Annotated in this window: 15 protein-coding genes and 1 pseudogene; 6 read left to right on the forward strand and 10 right to left on the reverse strand. The window is 73.4% G+C overall.

Annotation, left to right across the window (positions count from 1 at the left end; genetic code table 11):
• Positions 1-4 precede the first annotated feature (4 nt).
• The 4 genes from ACFWI8_RS11155 to ACFWI8_RS11170 are packed head-to-tail and all read right to left on the reverse strand — an operon-like array spanning position 5 to position 4851.
• Positions 5-865, reverse strand: coding sequence for an SDR family NAD(P)-dependent oxidoreductase (locus ACFWI8_RS11155; RefSeq protein WP_387088584.1), 861 nt, complete (start codon positions 863-865; stop codon positions 5-7).
• Positions 866-890: 25 nt separating this feature from the next.
• A complete protein-coding gene (locus ACFWI8_RS11160) occupies positions 891-1940 on the reverse strand; it encodes a 3-oxoacyl-ACP synthase III family protein (protein ID WP_387088587.1) in 1050 nt (349 codons plus the stop codon).
• Positions 1937-3817, reverse strand: coding sequence for a hypothetical protein (locus tag ACFWI8_RS11165; protein WP_387088590.1), 1881 nt, complete (start codon positions 3815-3817; stop codon positions 1937-1939). The genes ACFWI8_RS11160 and ACFWI8_RS11165 overlap by 4 nt, the downstream gene beginning before the upstream one ends.
• The gene (locus ACFWI8_RS11170) at positions 3817-4851 is read right to left on the reverse strand and encodes an acyltransferase domain-containing protein (RefSeq protein WP_387088593.1); all 1035 of its coding nucleotides are present in this window, start codon (positions 4849-4851) and stop codon (positions 3817-3819) included. Before ACFWI8_RS11170 ends, ACFWI8_RS11165 begins: the two co-directional genes overlap by 1 nt.
• A gap of 445 nt (positions 4852-5296) precedes the next feature.
• Between ACFWI8_RS11170 and ACFWI8_RS11175 the strand changes: the two genes are divergently transcribed.
• Positions 5297-6661, forward strand: coding sequence for a hypothetical protein (locus ACFWI8_RS11175; RefSeq protein WP_387088596.1), 1365 nt, complete (start codon positions 5297-5299; stop codon positions 6659-6661).
• A gap of 70 nt (positions 6662-6731) precedes the next feature.
• Complete coding sequence (locus tag ACFWI8_RS11180; protein WP_387088599.1) at positions 6732-7694, forward strand: phosphotransferase family protein; 963 nt, start codon at positions 6732-6734, stop codon at positions 7692-7694.
• A gap of 68 nt (positions 7695-7762) precedes the next feature.
• On the opposite strand, the gene ACFWI8_RS11185 is transcribed toward ACFWI8_RS11180, so the two are convergent.
• From ACFWI8_RS11185 to ACFWI8_RS11200, 4 genes and pseudogenes are all read right to left on the reverse strand, one after another.
• On the reverse strand, positions 7763-9532 hold the full coding sequence (locus tag ACFWI8_RS11185; RefSeq protein ID WP_387088602.1) for an ankyrin repeat domain-containing protein: 1770 nt from the start codon (positions 9530-9532) through the stop codon (positions 7763-7765).
• Between the two features lie 625 nt (positions 9533-10157).
• Complete coding sequence (locus tag ACFWI8_RS11190) at positions 10158-10295, reverse strand: ALF repeat-containing protein (RefSeq protein WP_387088863.1); 138 nt, start codon at positions 10293-10295, stop codon at positions 10158-10160.
• 82 nt (positions 10296-10377) lie between these two features.
• Positions 10378-10614, reverse strand: a pseudogene (locus ACFWI8_RS11195) (hypothetical protein); the annotation flags it as partial.
• 270 nt (positions 10615-10884) lie between these two features.
• Positions 10885-11337: an Lrp/AsnC family transcriptional regulator gene (locus ACFWI8_RS11200; RefSeq protein WP_387088605.1), complete on the reverse strand. Its 453-nt coding sequence runs from the start codon at positions 11335-11337 to the stop codon at positions 10885-10887.
• A 162-nt stretch (positions 11338-11499) separates the two neighbouring features.
• On the opposite strand from ACFWI8_RS11200, the gene ACFWI8_RS11205 reads away from it, so the two are divergent.
• Together ACFWI8_RS11205 and ACFWI8_RS11210 are read left to right on the forward strand one after the other, a co-directional pair.
• The gene (locus ACFWI8_RS11205; protein ID WP_387088608.1) at positions 11500-12453 is read left to right on the forward strand and encodes a DMT family transporter; all 954 of its coding nucleotides are present in this window, start codon (positions 11500-11502) and stop codon (positions 12451-12453) included.
• A gap of 166 nt (positions 12454-12619) precedes the next feature.
• A complete protein-coding gene (locus ACFWI8_RS11210) occupies positions 12620-13513 on the forward strand; it encodes a glycoside hydrolase family 19 protein (RefSeq protein WP_387088866.1) in 894 nt (297 codons plus the stop codon).
• 123 nt (positions 13514-13636) lie between these two features.
• Here ACFWI8_RS11210 and ACFWI8_RS11215 read toward each other — a convergent pair whose 3' ends face one another.
• Positions 13637-14329: a TetR/AcrR family transcriptional regulator gene (locus ACFWI8_RS11215; protein ID WP_387088610.1), complete on the reverse strand. Its 693-nt coding sequence runs from the start codon at positions 14327-14329 to the stop codon at positions 13637-13639.
• 53 nt (positions 14330-14382) lie between these two features.
• Here ACFWI8_RS11215 and ACFWI8_RS11220 point away from each other — a divergent pair, with 53 nt between their 5' ends.
• Positions 14383-15501: an FAD-dependent oxidoreductase gene (locus ACFWI8_RS11220; protein ID WP_387088613.1), complete on the forward strand. Its 1119-nt coding sequence runs from the start codon at positions 14383-14385 to the stop codon at positions 15499-15501.
• 18 nt (positions 15502-15519) lie between these two features.
• Here ACFWI8_RS11220 and ACFWI8_RS11225 read toward each other — a convergent pair whose 3' ends face one another.
• Entirely contained in the window at positions 15520-16440 is a 921-nt protein-coding gene (locus tag ACFWI8_RS11225; protein WP_387088616.1) for a LysR family transcriptional regulator, read from the reverse strand.
• 96 nt (positions 16441-16536) lie between these two features.
• Between ACFWI8_RS11225 and ACFWI8_RS11230 the strand changes: the two genes are divergently transcribed.
• On the forward strand, positions 16537-17556 hold the full coding sequence (locus ACFWI8_RS11230) for a YeiH family protein (RefSeq protein WP_387088619.1): 1020 nt from the start codon (positions 16537-16539) through the stop codon (positions 17554-17556).
• Positions 17557-17589 lie beyond the last annotated feature (33 nt).

A 17589-nucleotide genomic window follows, 5' to 3' on the forward strand; every position in this document is an offset into this window, starting at 1 on the left:
GGACTCACCCCTCGGCGAAGGGGGAGGCGGGCTTGGGGACGCCGGCGAGACCGCCGTCGGGTACCGACACTCCGCCGTCCAGCAGCAGGGCCTGGCCCGTCAGGTAGGCGGCCGCTGGCGAGGCGAGGTAGAGCGCGGCCCACGCGACCTCCTCCGGCTCGGCCCAGCGACCCAGCGGTACGTGCGCCATCAGCCAGTCGGAGAGCGGGCCGGTCCGGTGCGCGAACGCCGTCATGTCGGTGCGGGTCCATCCCGGGCACAGCGCGTTGACCCGGATCCCCTCGCGTGCCCAGCCGACGGCCAGGCTGCGGGCCAGGGAGATCTGGGCCGCCTTGGTCGCGGCGTACGCCTCCATCAGGGGGGCGCCCATGGCGCCGGCGACGGAGGACATCAGCACCACGCTGGCCCGCCCGGAGGCGGTCAGGTGCCGGTGGGCGTGGCGGCAGAGCGCGGCGGAGGCGTTGAGGTTGACGGTCACCACGCTGTCCCAGTCCTCCTGGCTGGCGCCGTGCAGCGGGGCCAGCAGCGGTGTGCCGTCGGGTCGGCTCGGCAGGACGCCGGCGTTGTGGACCACCACGTCGAGTCCGCCGAGTGCCGCGGCCGCCTCGTCGACGACGGCGCCGGCCCGGGTGGGCTCCGCGAGGTCTCCGGGTACCGGGACGGCGGTTCGTCCCCGCCGCTCGACCTCGGAGGCGGTGTTCCGCAGGGCTTCCGCGCCGCGGGCGGACAGCGCCAGGTCCGCGCCGGCGTCGGCGAGGGCGAGGGCGACGGCACGTCCGATGCCGCGCGACGCGCCGGTCACCAGGACGCGGGCCCCGTCGAGCCGGAAGGCGTCGGCGGCGGTGAGGGTGGTGCTGCTGTTCACGTCTGCTCCTCTCGTCGGATGTGGGTCACGTGGTGGGGCCGGTACGGATGACGGGGGCGCCGCTCCAGGTGAGGAGGGCGCTGCCCCATGTCATGCCGGCGCCGAAGGTGGCGAGGACGATCCGGTCGCCGCGGCGCAGCGGGGTCTCCACGGCCGCCGCGGCCAGCGTGTACGGGGTCGAGGCGGCGCCGATGTTGCCCACCTCTTCCGCGACGATCGGCAGACGGTCGGGTGGGATGCCAGCCGCGGTGCCGACCGAGCGCAGCAGCCTCGGGTTGGGCTGGTGGGTGACGAAGGCGTCGATGTCCGCCATGCGCAGCCGGTTGCGGGCCAGGCTGTCGGAGAGCACGACGGGGAACATCTCGGCGATGAAGTCCCGGACGGCGCGTCCGTCCATGTGGATCGTGTGACGGCCGTCGGTGACCGTGGCGGGGCTCGCGGGGGCGCGGCTGCCGCCCGCGGGGATCAGCACGTGGTCGGCGAGTTCTCCGTCCGAGCCGAGGTGGAAGTCGGCGAAGCCCTCGGTGGCGGGGACGGGACCGAGCACGGCGGCGGCGGCGCCGTCGGCGAAGAGCACGGCGGTGCCCCGGTCGGTGGGATCGAGGAACTTCGAGTAGGCCTCGACGCCCACGACGACCGCGTGCTTGGCGGCGTTGTCCGAGCGCAGCCAGTCGTTCGCGACCCGGGTCGCGAACAGCCAGCCCGAGCAGGCCGCGCTGACGTCGAGGGCGACGGCGTTGCGTGCCTTGGTGAGGGCCTGCACGCGGCAGGCCGTCGCCGGGCCGAGCTCGTCGGGGGTCGAGGTGGCCAGGACCAGGAGGTCCAGCCGGTCGATGTCGAGTCCCGCGGCCGCCGTGGCCGAGCGCACGGCGGCGGCCGCCAGGTCGGAGGCGGCCTCTTCTGGTCCGGCCGTGTGACGGTTGCGCACCCCGGTGCGTTCGGTGATCCAGTCGGGACTGACTCGCGCGGCGCGGGCGACCTCCTCGTTGGTTCGCCGCCGGGTGGGCAGGTGGGTGCCCATGCCGAGCACGCCGACGCGGGGCGGGGTCGGAGCCGGTTCGAGGTCCTTTGTCATGAGTGTCCTCCATCGCGTCGGTCGAGGGTGTCCCGGAGGGCGGTCGCGTAGTCCTGGGCGGCCAGGGGGGTGGGCGCCAGTTCGTCCGGCGGCGCGAGGAGCGCCGTCAGCTCGTCCAGCCGCGGCAGGAGTCGGGCGCACTGGTCGACCGCCGTCGTCTCCAGGGAGGCCGCCTCCGCCGGGGAGAGCACGCCGGTCCACTGCAGCGGGCCGGCCAGTCGCAGCGCCTGCGTCGTCCCGTGGAACGCGGCCAGCCGGCGCAGCGGGTCCTCTTCCCCGGCGGGGGCGGCGATGTCGGTCACCGACCGTGCGGCCAGCCGCAGGGCGTGGACCTCGCCCAACCGGCGGACGGGTTCCAGCAGTGGGTTCCACAGCTCGAGACCGCCCCGGCCGTCCCGCCGGGACGCGTCGAGCGCCGCCCGGAGCCCGTTCGCCAGCCGCCGTTCCAGCTCGGTCACGGTCTCCAGCCACCAGGCGGGGTGGTCGGGGCCGGCGGCCCGGGCGTCGTCGTCCGTGGGGGCGGGGTCGGCCTCCCCCGCCACGGCCTGGCCGACGTCCAGGAAGATGAGCCGGTTGTCGCCGCCGGCTGTCCTGAACGACTCCATGAGGCCGGCGTAGCCGCTGACGCGGTTGACGCCGAGGTAGCCGGCCACCCCGCAACGCCGCCGGCACTCGGCCGTGACCCGGGCCGCGCTCTCCGCCGCCAGTGCCTTGAGCGCCGACAGCCGGCGGTCGACCGCGGCCCACGGCGTGAACGCGGCGGCCGCCGCGCGGGCGGCCCCGGGAGCCCCGGCCGTGGTGTCCGTCCGGAGGTCCTCCGAGCGCTTCCAGTCGGCCAAGGCGGTGTGCGCGACGCAGGTCAGGGCGAACGCCTCGGCCAACGCGCCAAGCAGCGCCCGCTGCTGGGTGCTGTAGTCCAGCACCGGGACTCCCGGGGCGAGTCGGCTGTGCGAGCGGCGGTGTCGGGAGTGACGCAGCGCCGCCATGGCGGCGGTTCTGGCCGTCGCCGCGGCCGCCGTCGGCACCGTCGCCCAGAGCAGGCGGCCGACGCCGAGCGTGCGGTGGAGAGCCGCTTCCGGGCCACCGGGCTCCTGGTCGCGGAGGGCGCCGTCCGCGTCGATCCGGGCCGTGCCGCCCAGCCAGCGGTCGGCGGGGACGCGCGCCCCGTCGAACCGCACCAGCGCGTACTCCAGCGGCAGGGCGTCCAGTTCGAGGGCGCCGGACACGGTGACGCCCGGTGCGGTCCGCCGCTCGTCGCACAGGTCGACCAGGAAGGGATGGACGCCGTGGCAGGTTCCGTCGACCATCAGCCGGGCGCACACCACGGCCGACTGTGGCCGCCCCGGGACGCCCACGCTCGACAGCTTGGCGGCGCCGGCGTCCGGGGTGCGCAGGACGAACTCGCCGTGGCGCCGGTCGAACTCGGCGGTGGTGCGGATCGCCTGGTGGCTGTTGGCGTCGCCGATCTCGGTCACCAGGAAGACGCCTTTGCGGTGGCCGCTCTCCAGGGCGGTCACCGTCTCCGCCAGGCCGCCGCCGACCTGCCCCGGTTCCGTCGAGGCGACGACGGAGCCCAGGCAGAGGACGTAGTGGTTGACCACCGTCATGTACAGCGTGGGATCCAGCACGGCGGTGCAGGCGCTGAGCGTGGCCATCCACTCGCCGTCGTGCAGCAGGTGGTGGGCGGGCGGCAGCACCTCGGCCAGCCGGGCCAGCCGGCCGTGGGCCAGATGGTTGCGGCTCGTCCCGTCCGGTGGCGTGTGGGGCGGGACGGCGGTGGGGCGGAGGACGTCCACGAGGTGCCGGGCCCGGTGGCCGCGCAGCGGATCGACGAGCGGCTCGGGCAACGTGGTCGGTGGGTGGGTGCTGGTCGGCATCAGGTGATCGCTCCCTGGCGTGGGGCGTCGGTCAGCAGCAGACGTCGCGGGCGGTCCCACGGGAAGTCGGGGTCGGCGAGCGGGCTGTGGGCCCTGACTCCCTCGCGCTGGGACAGGACACGCCGGGCGCTTCGGGTGAGCGTCTCGCCGATGCCGGTCTCGAGCAGCAGCGCGGGGCCGGCGTCCGTGGCCCGGGCGAGCACCCGGGGCAGTCGTGCCGGCCGGGTCAGGCAGTCGGCGAGCGCCTGGTGGAGGTCGTCGGTCTTGCCGTAGGGCCCGCCGTGGACGGCCGAGTACACCATGGTGTGGGCCGGCCGAGGGGTCAGGGTGCGGATCGCCGCCGCGAACCCCTCGGCCTCGGCCGTCAGGGACGGGTGGTGGGAGGCGAAGGAGAGTCGGAGCGGGGCGGCCCCCACCCCGCGGTCCCCCGCGCACCGCTCCACCTGGCGTAGTTCCAGGGACGGGCCGCTGAGAACGGTGGTGTCCGGGTCGTTGACGCAGGCCACGACCGTTCGCCGACTGCCGGCGGTGTCGATCAGCCTCCTCGCCTCGCTCTCGCCCGCGGCCAGCAGCGTCATGCCGCCCCGGCAGTGGGCCAGGTAGCGGGAGAGCCGACACGCGATGTGCGTGCCGTCGGCCGGGCTCCACACCCCGGCCGCGGTCAGTGCGGCGATCTCGCCGAAGCTCACGGCCACCATCCGCTCGGGGACCGCCCCGGCCGCGCACAGCGCGCGATGGACGGTCAGGGCGGCGCCGAACAGGGCGACCTGTGGAGTCCCCACGGGACCGGCGGCGAGTTCCCGGCCGCTCGGCGGGCGGTCACCCAGCAGGGCCGGACCCAGCGCGGGGATCCCGTATCCGTCGCTCACCTCGTCGATCCGCGCGAACACCTCGGCGGCCGCCGCCCGCACCACCGGTCGGGTGCGCACGGCGCGCACCAACGGTGTGACGGAGAAGTCCCCCTGACCGGGAAACATGTGGACGACGACGGGTGGCGGCGCGCTGGGCGCGCCTCGGTCGGGTGCGCGAGACATTCGTCCCTCCTGGCGTTGGGGAAAGGGGGCCCCCCGTTGGGGCGGCCACTTCCGGGGCGTCCGTGACGGGCGGGAAGCCGGGCCGTGCGGAGCGGTGTCAACGGGTGGGCGTGGTCATGGTGCGGCTCCGCCCGGCCGTGACGTGGCCGCCCCGCGGTCACGCCCTCGACGGCCGGGCTCCGGGCACAGCCGGCCGACTCGCTGCCCGGCGCCGCGGACGTCGGCGACCGGTCTCATCCGGCACACGCGCCCCGCGGTGCTCCGCGGTTCCCGGCGCCCGCGGTCGGCATGTGCCGTCGGCACGGGGGGCGGACCCTTCCCGTCGCCCCGGGCATGTCTCCAACCAACCATGGGCAAGGCGGTGGTTGAAGAGCTTTCGGCTGTCAGGGCGTGAACGCGTTGAACGCCACGGTCCCAGGGCCGAGCGGTGGACCAGGAGGCTGCTATGGGCCGGCGCCAGCCGAACCGCTCCCTCGCCGCGTTACTCACGGAGGCCGACTGGACGGCCGGCGAACTGGCGCGCGCCGTCAACGCCCTGGGCGTCAGGTACGGACTGCGGCTGCGCTACGACCGGACGGCGATCGCCCACTGGCTGGAGGGGTCGAGACCGCGGCCCCCGGTGCCCGGCCTCGTGGCGCAGGCGTTCGGCCGCCGTATCGGGCGAGTCGTGCACGTCGGCGAGACGGGACTCACCCCGGCGGCGAGGCCCGCCCACGAGACGGTGCTGACCACCGGCGACTTCATCCAGCGCCTGTCGGCACTGTGCCGCGCCGACGCGGATCCCCCGAGCCGGCTGGCCCTCAACCGACAGATGTTCACGGCCACCGACGTCCGGCTGCCCAACTGGCCGGCACCGGTCACGCCGACGACCGGCCCAGGGGGCGCCACCGAGCGAACGGGGCGGCCGGCGGACGACCCGCGCCTCACGGACGTGGTCATCGTCTTCACCGACCTGACCGAGAAGTACGGCGGCGCTCACGCACGCTCCGCCCTGGGCGCCTACATCGCCGACGACGTGCGCTACCGGCTCCTGGCCGCCAACCACCAGGACGCGTCGGACTTCTCCCTGTTGGGCGGAAGCGCCCGCCTGACGCACCTGCTCGGCTGGATGGCCGTCGACGCCGGACTGCCGAACTTCGGGTACCACTGCTACTGGTCCGCGCTGGAACAGGCGCATCGGGCAGGAGAGCGGAACGTCTATCCCCTCACGCTGCGGGCCATGTCGATGCTGGCGCTGCGGCTGGACGACGTGCCACACGCGCGGCAGTGGGCGCAGAGCGCGCTGGAGGGCGCCGGCCCCACCGTGTCGCCCGCCGTGCTCTCCCGCCTGCACGCGGGGCGCGCGATGGTGCGGGCCGTGGACGGCGAACGGCGGGCGGCGCTCGACGACCTGCTGGCCGCCGAACGGCACCTGGACGCGGCCGACCAGGGCGACGCCGATCCCTTCAGACGGTATCCCCCGGCCGCGTTCCTGCACCGGCGCGGGGAGGTCCTGCTGGCGCTCGGCGACCGGGCCGAGGCCGTCTCCGCCTTCCGGGAGTCCCTGGCGGCACGACCGCCGAACCACCACATCGCCCGTGTCCTCACCCACACGCACCTGAGCAGGACGCTGTTGGCCCTCGGCGAGATCGAGACCTCGCTCGACGAGTGCCGGCAGGCCCTGGCCCATTACGAGCTCACGTCGTCGCACCGCGCGACGACGGCCCTGACGGCCGTGGGCCGTGCCCTCGCCCCCTATCGCCGCCACGTCAGGGCACGGGAGCTGCGCGCCCGCATCACCGAGGCGACGGGCCTCGGTGGCGCCCCGTGACGGTGGCCGGCCCGGCGAGCCTCCGGTAAAGCCCTCGCGCGTGTCGCCGTGCGGATGATGAGGTGGCACGGTGACCATTCACGGTGAGGCGGCGGCTGTCCGACCGTTGACGCTGGCCTGGGTGAGCCGGCAGCTGGACGTCGGCGAGCGGATCGTCGGGACCGAGGCGCTGCGCGGCGGTGCCACTGCCGAGATGCGGCGGTTGACCATCGGCGGGCGGGACGGAGGTACCCGTGAACTGGTGCTGCGGAGCTTCGTCGACCCGTTCTACGTGGAACGTGCCGAGGACTCGCTGAACAGGGAGGCCGGCGCCCTCACCCTGCTCCCGGGGACCGGCGTGTCGGCACCTGGACTCGTGGCGGTCGATCCGACCGCCAGGCACTGCGAGTACCCGTCGCTCCTGATGACCCATGTGACGGGCAGGACGGTCCTCGACGACGCGGGGTTGGAGGCGCGCGTCCCGCTGCTGGCCCGCCAGCTCGTGGCGATCCACGCGTTGCGCCCCGCCGAACGGCCCCGGACGTACGAGACGTTGACGACCGCCGACACCGTCGTCGTTCCGGAGGGCGCCGACGCGGGCGTCTGGGCCGCGGCGATCGACGTGATCCGCAAGCCCGTGCCGCGCTACGAAGGGCGCTTCCTGCACCGCGACTTCCACCCCGGCAACGTGCTGTTCGACGTGCCGTCCGCAAGGCCGGCAGGTGCCCGGATCACCGGCGTCGTCGACTGGGCGGCGACCTCCTGGGGCCCGGCGGATCTCGACGTGGCGCACTGCGCCGTCAATCTCGCGCTGCTGCACGGGCCCGCGTGGGGACTCCGGTTCCCCGCGGCCTATGAGGAGGCCGGCGGGGTGCTGGCCGCGGCCGCGGGCGAGCGGCTGTACTGGCAGGTCAGGGACGGGCTGGCGTCCTCGGAGGAAGTACGGCCGGTGGCTCGGGCATGGCGGGAGGCAGGCAGGACCGACCTGACGACGCGCGTCGTGGAGGAGCGGCTGGATGCCTATGTCACCGCCGTGATGGACACCTTGGGCTGAGCGAGGCGGCACGGGCACGGAAGCGGTCTTTGGGGGCGCCGGGTGAGGGTCCGCTTCCGTGCCGGTCGTCATCGTCGCCGAAGCTCCGCGGGTAGTTCCACCCAGCGACCCGGGGTGCGGCGATCGACCGCGTGACGGCCGTCGTCGATGCTCAGGCCTGCCGCGGCGCAGGCGTAGGCCAGGATGTCGGCGCCGTAGGGGAACGCGCCTTGGCCCGCGCCTTGGCACTGCCAGAAACGGAAGTGCCAGTAGGCGTTCGGGTCCGACCTGTGGGGCCCGCCACCTATCTCGTCGCGAGCGACGGATTCACCATCGCGGGCCAGGGTGCCGAACCGTCCACCCTTGGGGTTGAAGTACACCCCGTAGGCGGAGGTCCCGGTGGAGATCGCCTCCAGCACGGCGTCCTGGCTCGGCAGGTATCCCTCCTGCCTCACCACACAGCCGCCCGGGGCCCCGGCCACGGCTCGCACCGCCACGTACCGCAGGGACTCGTCGTAGTCCATCGGGTCGAAGGGCGCGTCCTCGGGGTCCCGCATCGGGCACCGGTCGGGGTCGGCGCCGAGCCGCCGGATCAGTTCGTCCTCGCTCAGGCCCCGCACGAAGGCGACGCCGAGCCCGTCCGTCCACAGAGGTTCGGTGCCGAAGGCCGCGATGAGGGCGTCCGCCCGCCGCAGGCCCGCGACGTCCTCCGCGGGCAGCTCCTGTGCCCCGGGCAGGTGCGTGACGAGCGGGGCGAGGGGCGTGGTGGCCAGCAGGCGCCCCGGCGACCAGACGTCCCACTGCGGCGTCCACGCGTCCGCCCCGGCGTCGAGCAGCGCACGGACACGGCCTTCGTCCAGGCTGCAGGCGGCGTACCACAGCGGCGTGTGCCCGCGCTGGTCGCGTGCGTCGACGGCCGCACCGTGCGCCAGGAGCAGCCGCACGCCCTCCTGCGAGCCCCACTCCGCCGCGAGGTGCAGCGGGGTGGTGGCGCCAAGGTGGCCGATACGGGCCCCGGGTGGAGCGCCCGCGTCCAGCCGGGCACGGATCAGCGCGGTGTCGGACCAGTCGCGGTGGCCGACGCGCTCCCAGTCGGCCCGCGGCACGTACCGCTGCCGGGCCTCCTCCTCCCGCTGGAGCCGCTCGCGCTGTTCCCAGGTCAGCGGCGGAGCCAGCAGGGTCGGCGGGCCGCCCAGTGTCACGGTCGCGAGCAGGCCCGCCCGCGGCGTCGCCTCCGGCGGGTCGAGGTCCGGCCAGACCTCGATCGATCGACGTGCCGCGGCACACAGCGCCGCGCCGTCGACCGGCGTGTGGGTCTCGGCTATCCCCTCGTCCGGCCACTCCACCACCAGCCGCGTCTCCCCGGGCGGCGGGAGCTCCGCCAGATAGAGGTCGACGTCGGTCTTGAAGAGGGACCTGCGGGAGTGCTGGGGACCCGGGTCGAGCGGGATCAGTCCGATCGCCTGCTCCGTCGCGGCCACGCTCGGGCCTCGCGGCCCGGTGACCGTGACGTGCCGCGTGATCGTGCCGTCCAGCGAGGTCACCCGGCGGCCGTCGGAGAACCGCAGTCCCACCCGGAGCCCGGACTGGCGCCGCGGGTCGGCGCCGTCCCTGAAGGCCTTGCGGAAGACGGCCAGGTGCAGGGTGAGGAACCGCGGCCACAGCGACCATCCCGTCAGCACCACCCGGCTCTCCGCACCGGCGCCGACCACTTCGAGCTGCGACACCGACGCCGGAGCGAACCGGTCGACGGGAGGCGCGTACCGCCCCTCGTCCTCCCCCACAACGGCCAGCCGCGCCAACACGGCCCGCTCGGCGGCCGGTTCCTCCGGCAGGACAAGATCATCGAAGAATCCCACGCCCCGAGCATGGCACGCCCCACTGACACCGCTCCGAGGCGAACGAGCAGGTCGACGCCAGGGGCGCACCGGTGGTGCGGGTCCCGGAGCATCGCGGCGGATGTGTCGGCAGCCGGCGGGCCCGAGGCCGGTCGGCGTCGAGGCCCTCGGCCGACCGGCTGGTTGGTTGGCCGGAGTCGGGTGGTCGGAGAGCGAATACTGACCTATAGGCCTTCCTCGCCGTACCGGAGGTCGCTCTCCCGCCCTGCCATGTACAGCGACGCGCCCCAGGTCAGTGCCACCAGCGCGGCGCCGGCAGCCAGGGCAGGAGCCCACCGTCCGAGTCGGCCCCGAACCACCGCGGTGCGAGCCACGAGCCAGACGCACAGGGCCAGCAGCGGAAGGCCGCACACCAGCAGCGGCAGATCCACGTAGTACGGCTCCCGCGGCCCCTCCCCCTCGAAGGCCCATCGATACCCGGGGGGAGGCGCATACAGCCACACCGCGAATCCGAGCACGGCCCCGACAACCAGGACCAGGCAACCCGCGGCCGCAGTGCCGCTCCGTGCTTCCTGACGTGCCATCACGCACCGTCAGACGCACCTTCGGGCACCGTGGTTCTCGCGAGGGACGTCGGTCTCGTCCTTCAGGCGTCGACCTCGTACCGGCCGTGCTCCAGGAAGTGCCGCAACGACTCCGGTGTGGCGTTGTCGAGGGCCTGCTCCGCCGCTGTACGGAGCGCGTCGCTGATGGTGGGGTCGCCGAGGATACGGAAGACGGCGATTCGGTCGTCCTCGAACTGGGGCGAGGCGGTAGCCGGTCTCGAGGAAGGCGCGCAGGGCCTCCGGGGTGCCGGCGTCCAGGGCCGCGGTCGCCTCTCGGATGACCGCCCGGTCGTTGTTCTGCTGAGCGATGTGCAGGATACGGAAGACGGCGACCCGGTCCTCGGTCTCGTCGGCCGGCGTGGCCGAGCCGTCCGTCGAGGCGGTCACGCCGGGATTTGCGGAACCGGTCGTGCCGGTGGCGAAGGCGGGCGTGGTGAGCAGAAGCGCCGGCGTCAAAGCGGTCGCCGCCACGGTCAGAACAGCACGGGCCAGTCTCATCTGTAAGCCTTTCGTCCAGGCACGGCGACGCCGGGCTCCCACCTTCCGGTTTCTCCGCCGGTACCGAGAACCCGGCTGCGACACCGGTCGAGGTCATTGCCCAGATCCGGCAGTTTTCACCTTCGTCGACGTGCCGTCAGGTGAACCGGTCCAAGGCGGTCGCCACGTGCCGCGCCACCGCCTGCCGCTGGCACGCAGGCACCGGCCCCCTCGGCGGCGCCGCCCGCCAGTGCCTCGTTCGGGAGCGGTGTTCACCCGCGCTCCCGGGCGTCAGGCCGGACCGATGACTTTCTTCCGCAGGTGGTTGTAGACCACCGATGTCCGTACGTCGGCGAGTTCCGGACGCTTCGTCAGCTTGTCCAGGACCACCGCGTGCAGGTGGTCGGTGTCACGGACGGCGACGTGCACCAGGAAGTCGTCGTTGCCGGTCAGGACGAAGATCGAGATCACCTCGGGCATCCGCTCCAGGAACGACTGGAAGGCCTCGATCACCGCGCGCGTCGGCGGGCGGACCCGCACGGCGATCACGGCCTGGAGACCACGGCCGATCGCGGCGAGGTCGGCCTCCGCGTGGAATCCCGTGAGGACGCCGCTCTGGCGCAACGCCCTGATCCGCTCCAGACAGGTCGACGGGGCGATCCCGAGGGCCTGGGCCATGTCCCGGTTGGTTCGCCGACCGTCTTCCTGAAGCATCCGCACCAACGCCGAATCTAGTTCGTCCACGCTTGCCTCGCCCCGCCGGATTCCGAAGTTAATTCGGATTCTACGCATGGCTGTCGGTGTTGTTGTTAGCCTCCTCCCTGCTTCGCTGACGTTCGTTCGGTCGAGGCGGGTGGTGGAGAGGAGCGACCTCGGGTGCGGGATCGGGGGCCCACGGTGTGGGCGGTGGGTGCGGTCGTGGCGGCCGCGCTGTTCTGGAGCAGTTCGTACGCGGTGACCAAGCGGGTGTTGGAGGACGTCGGCCCGCTCACCATCGGCGCCGTCAGGTTCACGCTCGCGGCGTTGCTCCTGGGTGTGATGGTGCGGCTGAGCCGACGTCGCCCGGCTCGGCCGGACGCGCGGCAGCGGCGGCTGCTCCACCTGAGCGGATTCCTGGGCATCACCGTGTACTTCGTCCTGGAGAACGTCGGCGTCGATCTGTCCACGGCCTCGGACGCGTCGCTGATCGTGGCCACCTACCCGCTGATGACGATGCTGGTGGAGCTGTTCGTGCACCGCACGCGGATCCCGCTGTCGCGGGTTGCGGGCGTGCTGCTGGCGACTGTCGGCGCCTTCCTCGTCGTACGCAACGGAGCCGAGGTCGGTGGCGGTTCGCGCTGGCTCGGGGACGTCCTGCTGCTGCTCGGCGGGCTGGCCTGGGCCGGCTACAACGTGCTCGGCAAGCGCGCCAGCGCCGGCCAGGACGCCGTGAGCGTCACCTACCACCAGACCCTGGCCGGCGCGGCCGGCTTCCTGCTCGCCTCCCTGCTGGAGGTCGACGAGTGGCGGGTGCCGGGCGTGACTGCCTCCTCGCTGCTGGTCTACCTGGCCGTGGCCTGCTCGGTCGGCGGCTTCCTGCTCTACAACTACGGCCTGCGCCAGATGGCGTCGAGCGTCGCCGTGAACATCCTCAACCTGGTTCCGGTCTTCGGCGTCATCGGCGCGGTGGTGATCAACGGGGAGTCGATCCGGCCGGCCCAGGCGGTGGGCGGCGTCATCATCATCGTCGGGGTGGCGCTGGGCATGGTCGAGCGGGGGCAGCGAGCCCCGGCGGCGGCCACGGCGAAGGCCGGTCGCGTGCCGAGAAGCCCGGCAGCCGCCGCACCCACCGCGCACGGCGAGCCCGGCGGAGGACCGTAGACCGGGGTGGCACGCCAGCGCGTTCGGTATGGACCTGACGCTTGTCTGGTCTAGACCTTGACGGTGCCTTCGTGGCGCGCTTCAGTGTGCGCATCACCCCCACGACGCGGCCGCTCCCCGCTGTCCCGAGCGGTGAGCCGCCGCACTCCTGAGGAGAGAACGCGTGCTGAGACAACGCATCGTGACCTTACTGGTGACCGTTCTGCTCGCCACCGGGCTGGCCGGCGTCATGGCGCCGGCGGCGAGCGCGGCGCCGTCCCCCCTCGCCGCATCCTGCGCCACGGCGACCGACTGGCGGGCCGGCACCTGGTACCCGGCCGGCAGCATCGTCCGCTACAACGGTGGTTACTACATCGCGGAGCACGACAACCCGGGCTACGACCCGCTGATCAGCACCTGGTACTGGGAACCGTACAGCTGCGACGGGGGCGGCACCCCGAGCGGCTTCGTGGTGAGCGAGGCCCAGTTCAACCAGATGTTCCCGAACCGGAACTCCTTCTACACGTATGGCGGCCTGGTCGCCGCGCTCAGCTCCTACCCCGGGTTCGCCAACACCGGCAGCCTGGAGGTGCAGCGACGCGAGGCCGCCGCGTTCCTGGCCAACGTCAGCCACGAGACCGGCGGGCTGGTCCACATCGTGGAGCAGAACACCGCCAACTACCCGCACTACTGCGACTGGAACCAGCCCTACGGATGCCCCGCCGGGCAGGCCGCCTACTACGGCAGGGGCCCCATCCAGCTGAGCTGGAACTTCAACTACAAGGCCGCCGGGGACGCACTCGGCATCGATCTGCTGGGCAACCCGTGGCTCGTGCAGAACGACTCCGCCGTCGCCTGGCGCACCGCGCTGTGGTTCTGGAACACCCAGTCCGGCGCCGGCACCATGAGCGGCCACCAGGCCATCGTCAGCGGCGCCGGCTTCGGCGAGTCGATCCGCAGCATCAACGGCAGCATCGAGTGCAACGGCGGCAACCCGGCCCAGGTGCAGAGCCGGGTGACCACGTTCCAGAACTTCAGCCGGATCCTCGGAACCACGCCGGGCGGCAACCTGTACTGCTGATCACCGGACGCCCACGCTCGCGTCGTCCCGCCCCGCCCGGCTCGGCCTGGGGCGGGTGGGACGGCGCGGTGCGGCAGGGGCCGGCCTCACACCGGGCGGCGCGCGATGAGGTGGTGATGAGCGTCATCCCGGCGGCCGGGTGAGTTTGGCGGCCACCGCGTCGAGGATCCAGTCAAGGCCGGTCGCGAAGGATGCCTCGGCGTCCACGTCCGTGCCGTCGTACACGGCCTTGGTCAGCGCCGGGAAGCGGCCCGTGGCCAGCATCCTCGTCACGTGCGGCCCCGAGGCCCGCTGCCAGTCGCGCTCGGACAGGCCCGTGGCGCGCTCGGCCCGCAGGTTAGCGATCTCGCGCCTGATCGCGCCGGTGCAGTAGGCGCTGACGGTCTCCACGGCGCGCAGGACGGTGTCGATGTCGGCGAGGCCGTCGAGGGCGGCCAGCGTGGCCTCGGCCACGGCGAGGCCGTTGGGCCCCAGGGTCGGGCGGCCACCGAGCAGGTCGGCCAGCCATTCGTGCCGGAGGGCGGTCTGCCTGGTGCGGTGGGCGAGGACGCGCAGCGCCTCCCGCCAGTCATCGGCCGGTCCCTCGGGAAGGATCTCGGCCTGGACCTCGTCCACCATGAGGTCGAACAGCTCCTCCTTGGTGGAGATGTATCCGTACAGCCGCATCGGGCCGGCGTCCAGCCGGGCGGCGACCTTGCGCAACGACACCGCTTCAAGACCGCCCTCGTCGGCCAGCGCGATGGCGGCGGCGACGATCCGCCCCCGGTCGAGCGGCACGGGGCGGGTCGGCGGCTCCGGGCGGTCCCAGACAGTCATGGGAACAACGTACCGTCGTGATACACCGCATCAGCACGATACGGTGTATCACCATGAGACATCGTATCGCCGTGGTCGGGAGCGGCCCCGCCGGCCTCACCTTCGCCCGCGTCCTGCAGCGCCATGACCACGCCGTCACCGTCCTCGAACGCGATCCCGCGCCCGACGCCCGCCCCCCGGGCGGCACGCTGGACCTGCACGAAGGGCTGGGCCAGCTCGCGCTGGAGAAGGCGGGGCTGCTGGCGGAGTTCCGGGCGCTGTCTCGTCCCGAGGGGCAGGCCATGCGCATCCTGGACCCGGACGGGACCGTCCTGCGCGACTGGCGACCCCGGCCAGACGACCGGGCCAATCCCGAGATCGACCGCGGGCGACTCCGTGATCTGCTGCTCGGCTCACTCGACGTCCGGTGGGGGCGGGGCGTGACGCGGGTGGTGCCGGGGACCCGGGACGGCGTGCTGGTCCGGTTCGCGGACGGACGACAGGAGGCGTTCGACCTCGTGGTCGGCGCGGACGGCGCCTGGTCCAGGACCCGTCCGGCGGTCTCGGCGGTGACGCCGCACTACACCGGCGTCACCCTGGTCGAGACCTCCCTGGACGACGTCGACACCCGCCACCCCGACCTCGCCCGGTTGATCGGCGACGGTTCCGTGGCGGTGTACGACGTGAACCGAGCTCTCGTCGCCCAGCGCAACAGCGGCGGCCACGTCAAGGTGTACGCCCAGTTCAGAGCGCCGCTGGACTGGCACACGAACCTGGACCTGGCGGATGTCGAGGCCACGCGAGCGAGCCTGCTGGCCCTGTTCGACGGCTGGACCGCTCCCGTCCTCGACCTCCTCCGGCACGGCACCGCTTTCGTCCACCGCCCCCTCCATGTCCTGCCGGTGTCCCATACCTGGCCCCACGTGCCGGGGGTGACGCTGCTGGGCGACGCCGCTCATCTGATGCCCCCGCTGGGGGCGGGCGCGAACCTCGCGATGCTGGACGGCGCCGAACTCGCCGAGTCCATCGCCACCGGCCCGGGAGGCCTGGACGAGGCCGTCCGCGCCTTCGAGGAACAGATGTGGGCCCGGGCCGGCAGGTGGGCGAAGATCACGACGGCCGGTCTGGCACGCCTCGTGAGCCCGGACCCCGCCGAGGCCCTCGCCCTCTTCGACGAAGTGCAGCCATCGTGACCGCCGGGTGCGCCGGACTCACCGCCCGGTGGCGAGACCCGGCCGGTGGCGCCTGATCACGGAGAGGAGTTCGACCGCGGGGCCGGCCAGGGGGCGTTCCGGTGCCCATACGGCGCGCAGGACGCGGTGAAGTTCGATGTCCTCGACCTCGACCGCCACCAGGCGGCGGTCGGCGAGGTCGGTGCGCACGGCGAGTTCGCTGATCACCGCCGGGCCGGTCCCGGCGATCACGGCGTTACGCACGGCCGTCGCCGAGCCCAGTTCCACCAGGGGCCGGGGCTCCGCGGCCCCCGCTCGGCGCAACGCCTGGTCGAGGGTCTCGCGGGTGCCGGAGCCGCGCTCCCGAAGGACCAGTGGCGCGGCGGCGAGTTCGGCGACGCTCAACGGGGCGCGGCGGCGCGCCCACGGGTGGGCCGGTGCGACGACCACGAGGAGGCGGTCGTGGGCGACCCGCCGGGCACGCAGTCCGGCCGGGGCGCGCGGTGACTCGACGAACCCGAGGTCCACCGCCCCGCCGCGCAGCAGCTCGGGGACCTGCTCGCTGTTGGTGACCTGGAGGGCCACGTACAACTCCGGTCGCATGCGGCGTAGTTCGCCAAGCCAACCCGGCACCAGGTACTCGGCCACGGTCATGCTGGCCGCGACCCGCAGCTCGGCGTCCCGCTTGGCGCGCAGCGCCTCCGCGCCGGTGAGCAGTCCGTCCAGTTCCTGGAGCACCTGCTGTGCCCACCCCGCCACGGCACGACCCGCGTCGGTGAGCCGCGATCCGCGGCGCGTACGCTCCACCAGCACGAGGCCGAGCCGGCGTTCCAGGGTGGACAGCCGCTTGCTGGCCGACGGCTGCGCAAGGCCGAGCCGAGCCGCCGCCCCGCTCAGGCTCCCCACGTCTCCGACGAGGACCAGCAGGCGCAGCGATTCCAGATCCGGCAGCTGGCTCATGACCTCAGGGTATGGCTCTCAGTCATGCCCTCGGGGAATGACCTCCCATCGAGTTGACCGGTACCGCACTCCACGCGGCGCGATGACGATCAGGTCATGACCGCACCTGGACACTTCGTCGGGCGTTCCCCGGACGACGCGGGGGCCGTTCGTTCGCTGGCCCCGGGGCTGCTCGTGGTGGCCTTCGGCACGGCCGCCGCGTTCTGCCTCAACGTGCTGGTGCCCGCGGTGAGCGCGCTCACCTGCGCGGTGGTGCTCGGGGTCGCCGTCGGGGGTCGTCTTCCGGCACGGACCCGGGAAGGTCTGGACTGGGCGACGCGGAGGTTCCTGCGTCTTGGCGTCGTGCTGCTCGGCCTCCAGCTCGGGCTCGGCGAGGTCTTCGGGCTCGGCGCGGGCAGGGTGCTCGCGGTCGTGGTCACCGTGCTCGTGACCTTCTTCGGAACTCTCCTGTTCGGCCGGCTGGTCCGGGTGTCACGAGGGTTCGCACTGATGGTGGCGACCGGTTTCTCCATCTGCGGGGCGTCGGCGATCGCGGCGATGGACAGCGTCACGGAGAACGACCGGGAGGACGTGGCGACCGCCGTCACCCTCGTGACGCTCTACGGAAGCGCCGCCATCGCGCTCGTACCGTTCGTCGGCCAGGCTCTGGGCATGAGTCCCGAGCACCTCGGCGCCTGGGCGGGACTCTCCGTCCACGAGGTCGCCCAGGTCGTCGCGGCCGCGTCACCGGCGGGCGCCGGGGCGGTGGCCGTCGCCGTCGTCATCAAGTTGACCAGAGTCGTCCTGCTCGCCCCGATGGTCGCCGGCGTCAGCATCGTCCAGCGCCGACGCGGCGGGACCGCCACGGGGAGGCGCCCGCCGATCGTCCCGCTGTTCGTGCTCGGCTTCCTGGCGATGATGCTGGTGCGCGGCAGCGGCCTCGTGCCGGCCACCGCGCTGTCCGCCGCCGAGTTCGTCACCACACTGCTCTTCGCCGCCGCGCTGTTCGGTCTTGGCAGCGGCGTCCGGGTCGACGCGCTGCTCCGCGCCGGACGGCGAGGTCTTGCCCTGGGGGCGGTGTCCACGCTGCTCGTCGCGGTCGTCGGCTACGGCGCGCTGGCCGCCGTCGGCGTCTGAGGGCCTCGGGGTGTCGCCCGGCCACGGGCCGGC

It is taken from the genome of Streptomyces sp. NPDC127098 (assembly GCF_042722465.1).
GTDB classification, from domain to species: domain Bacteria; phylum Actinomycetota; class Actinomycetes; order Streptomycetales; family Streptomycetaceae; genus Streptomyces; species Streptomyces millisiae.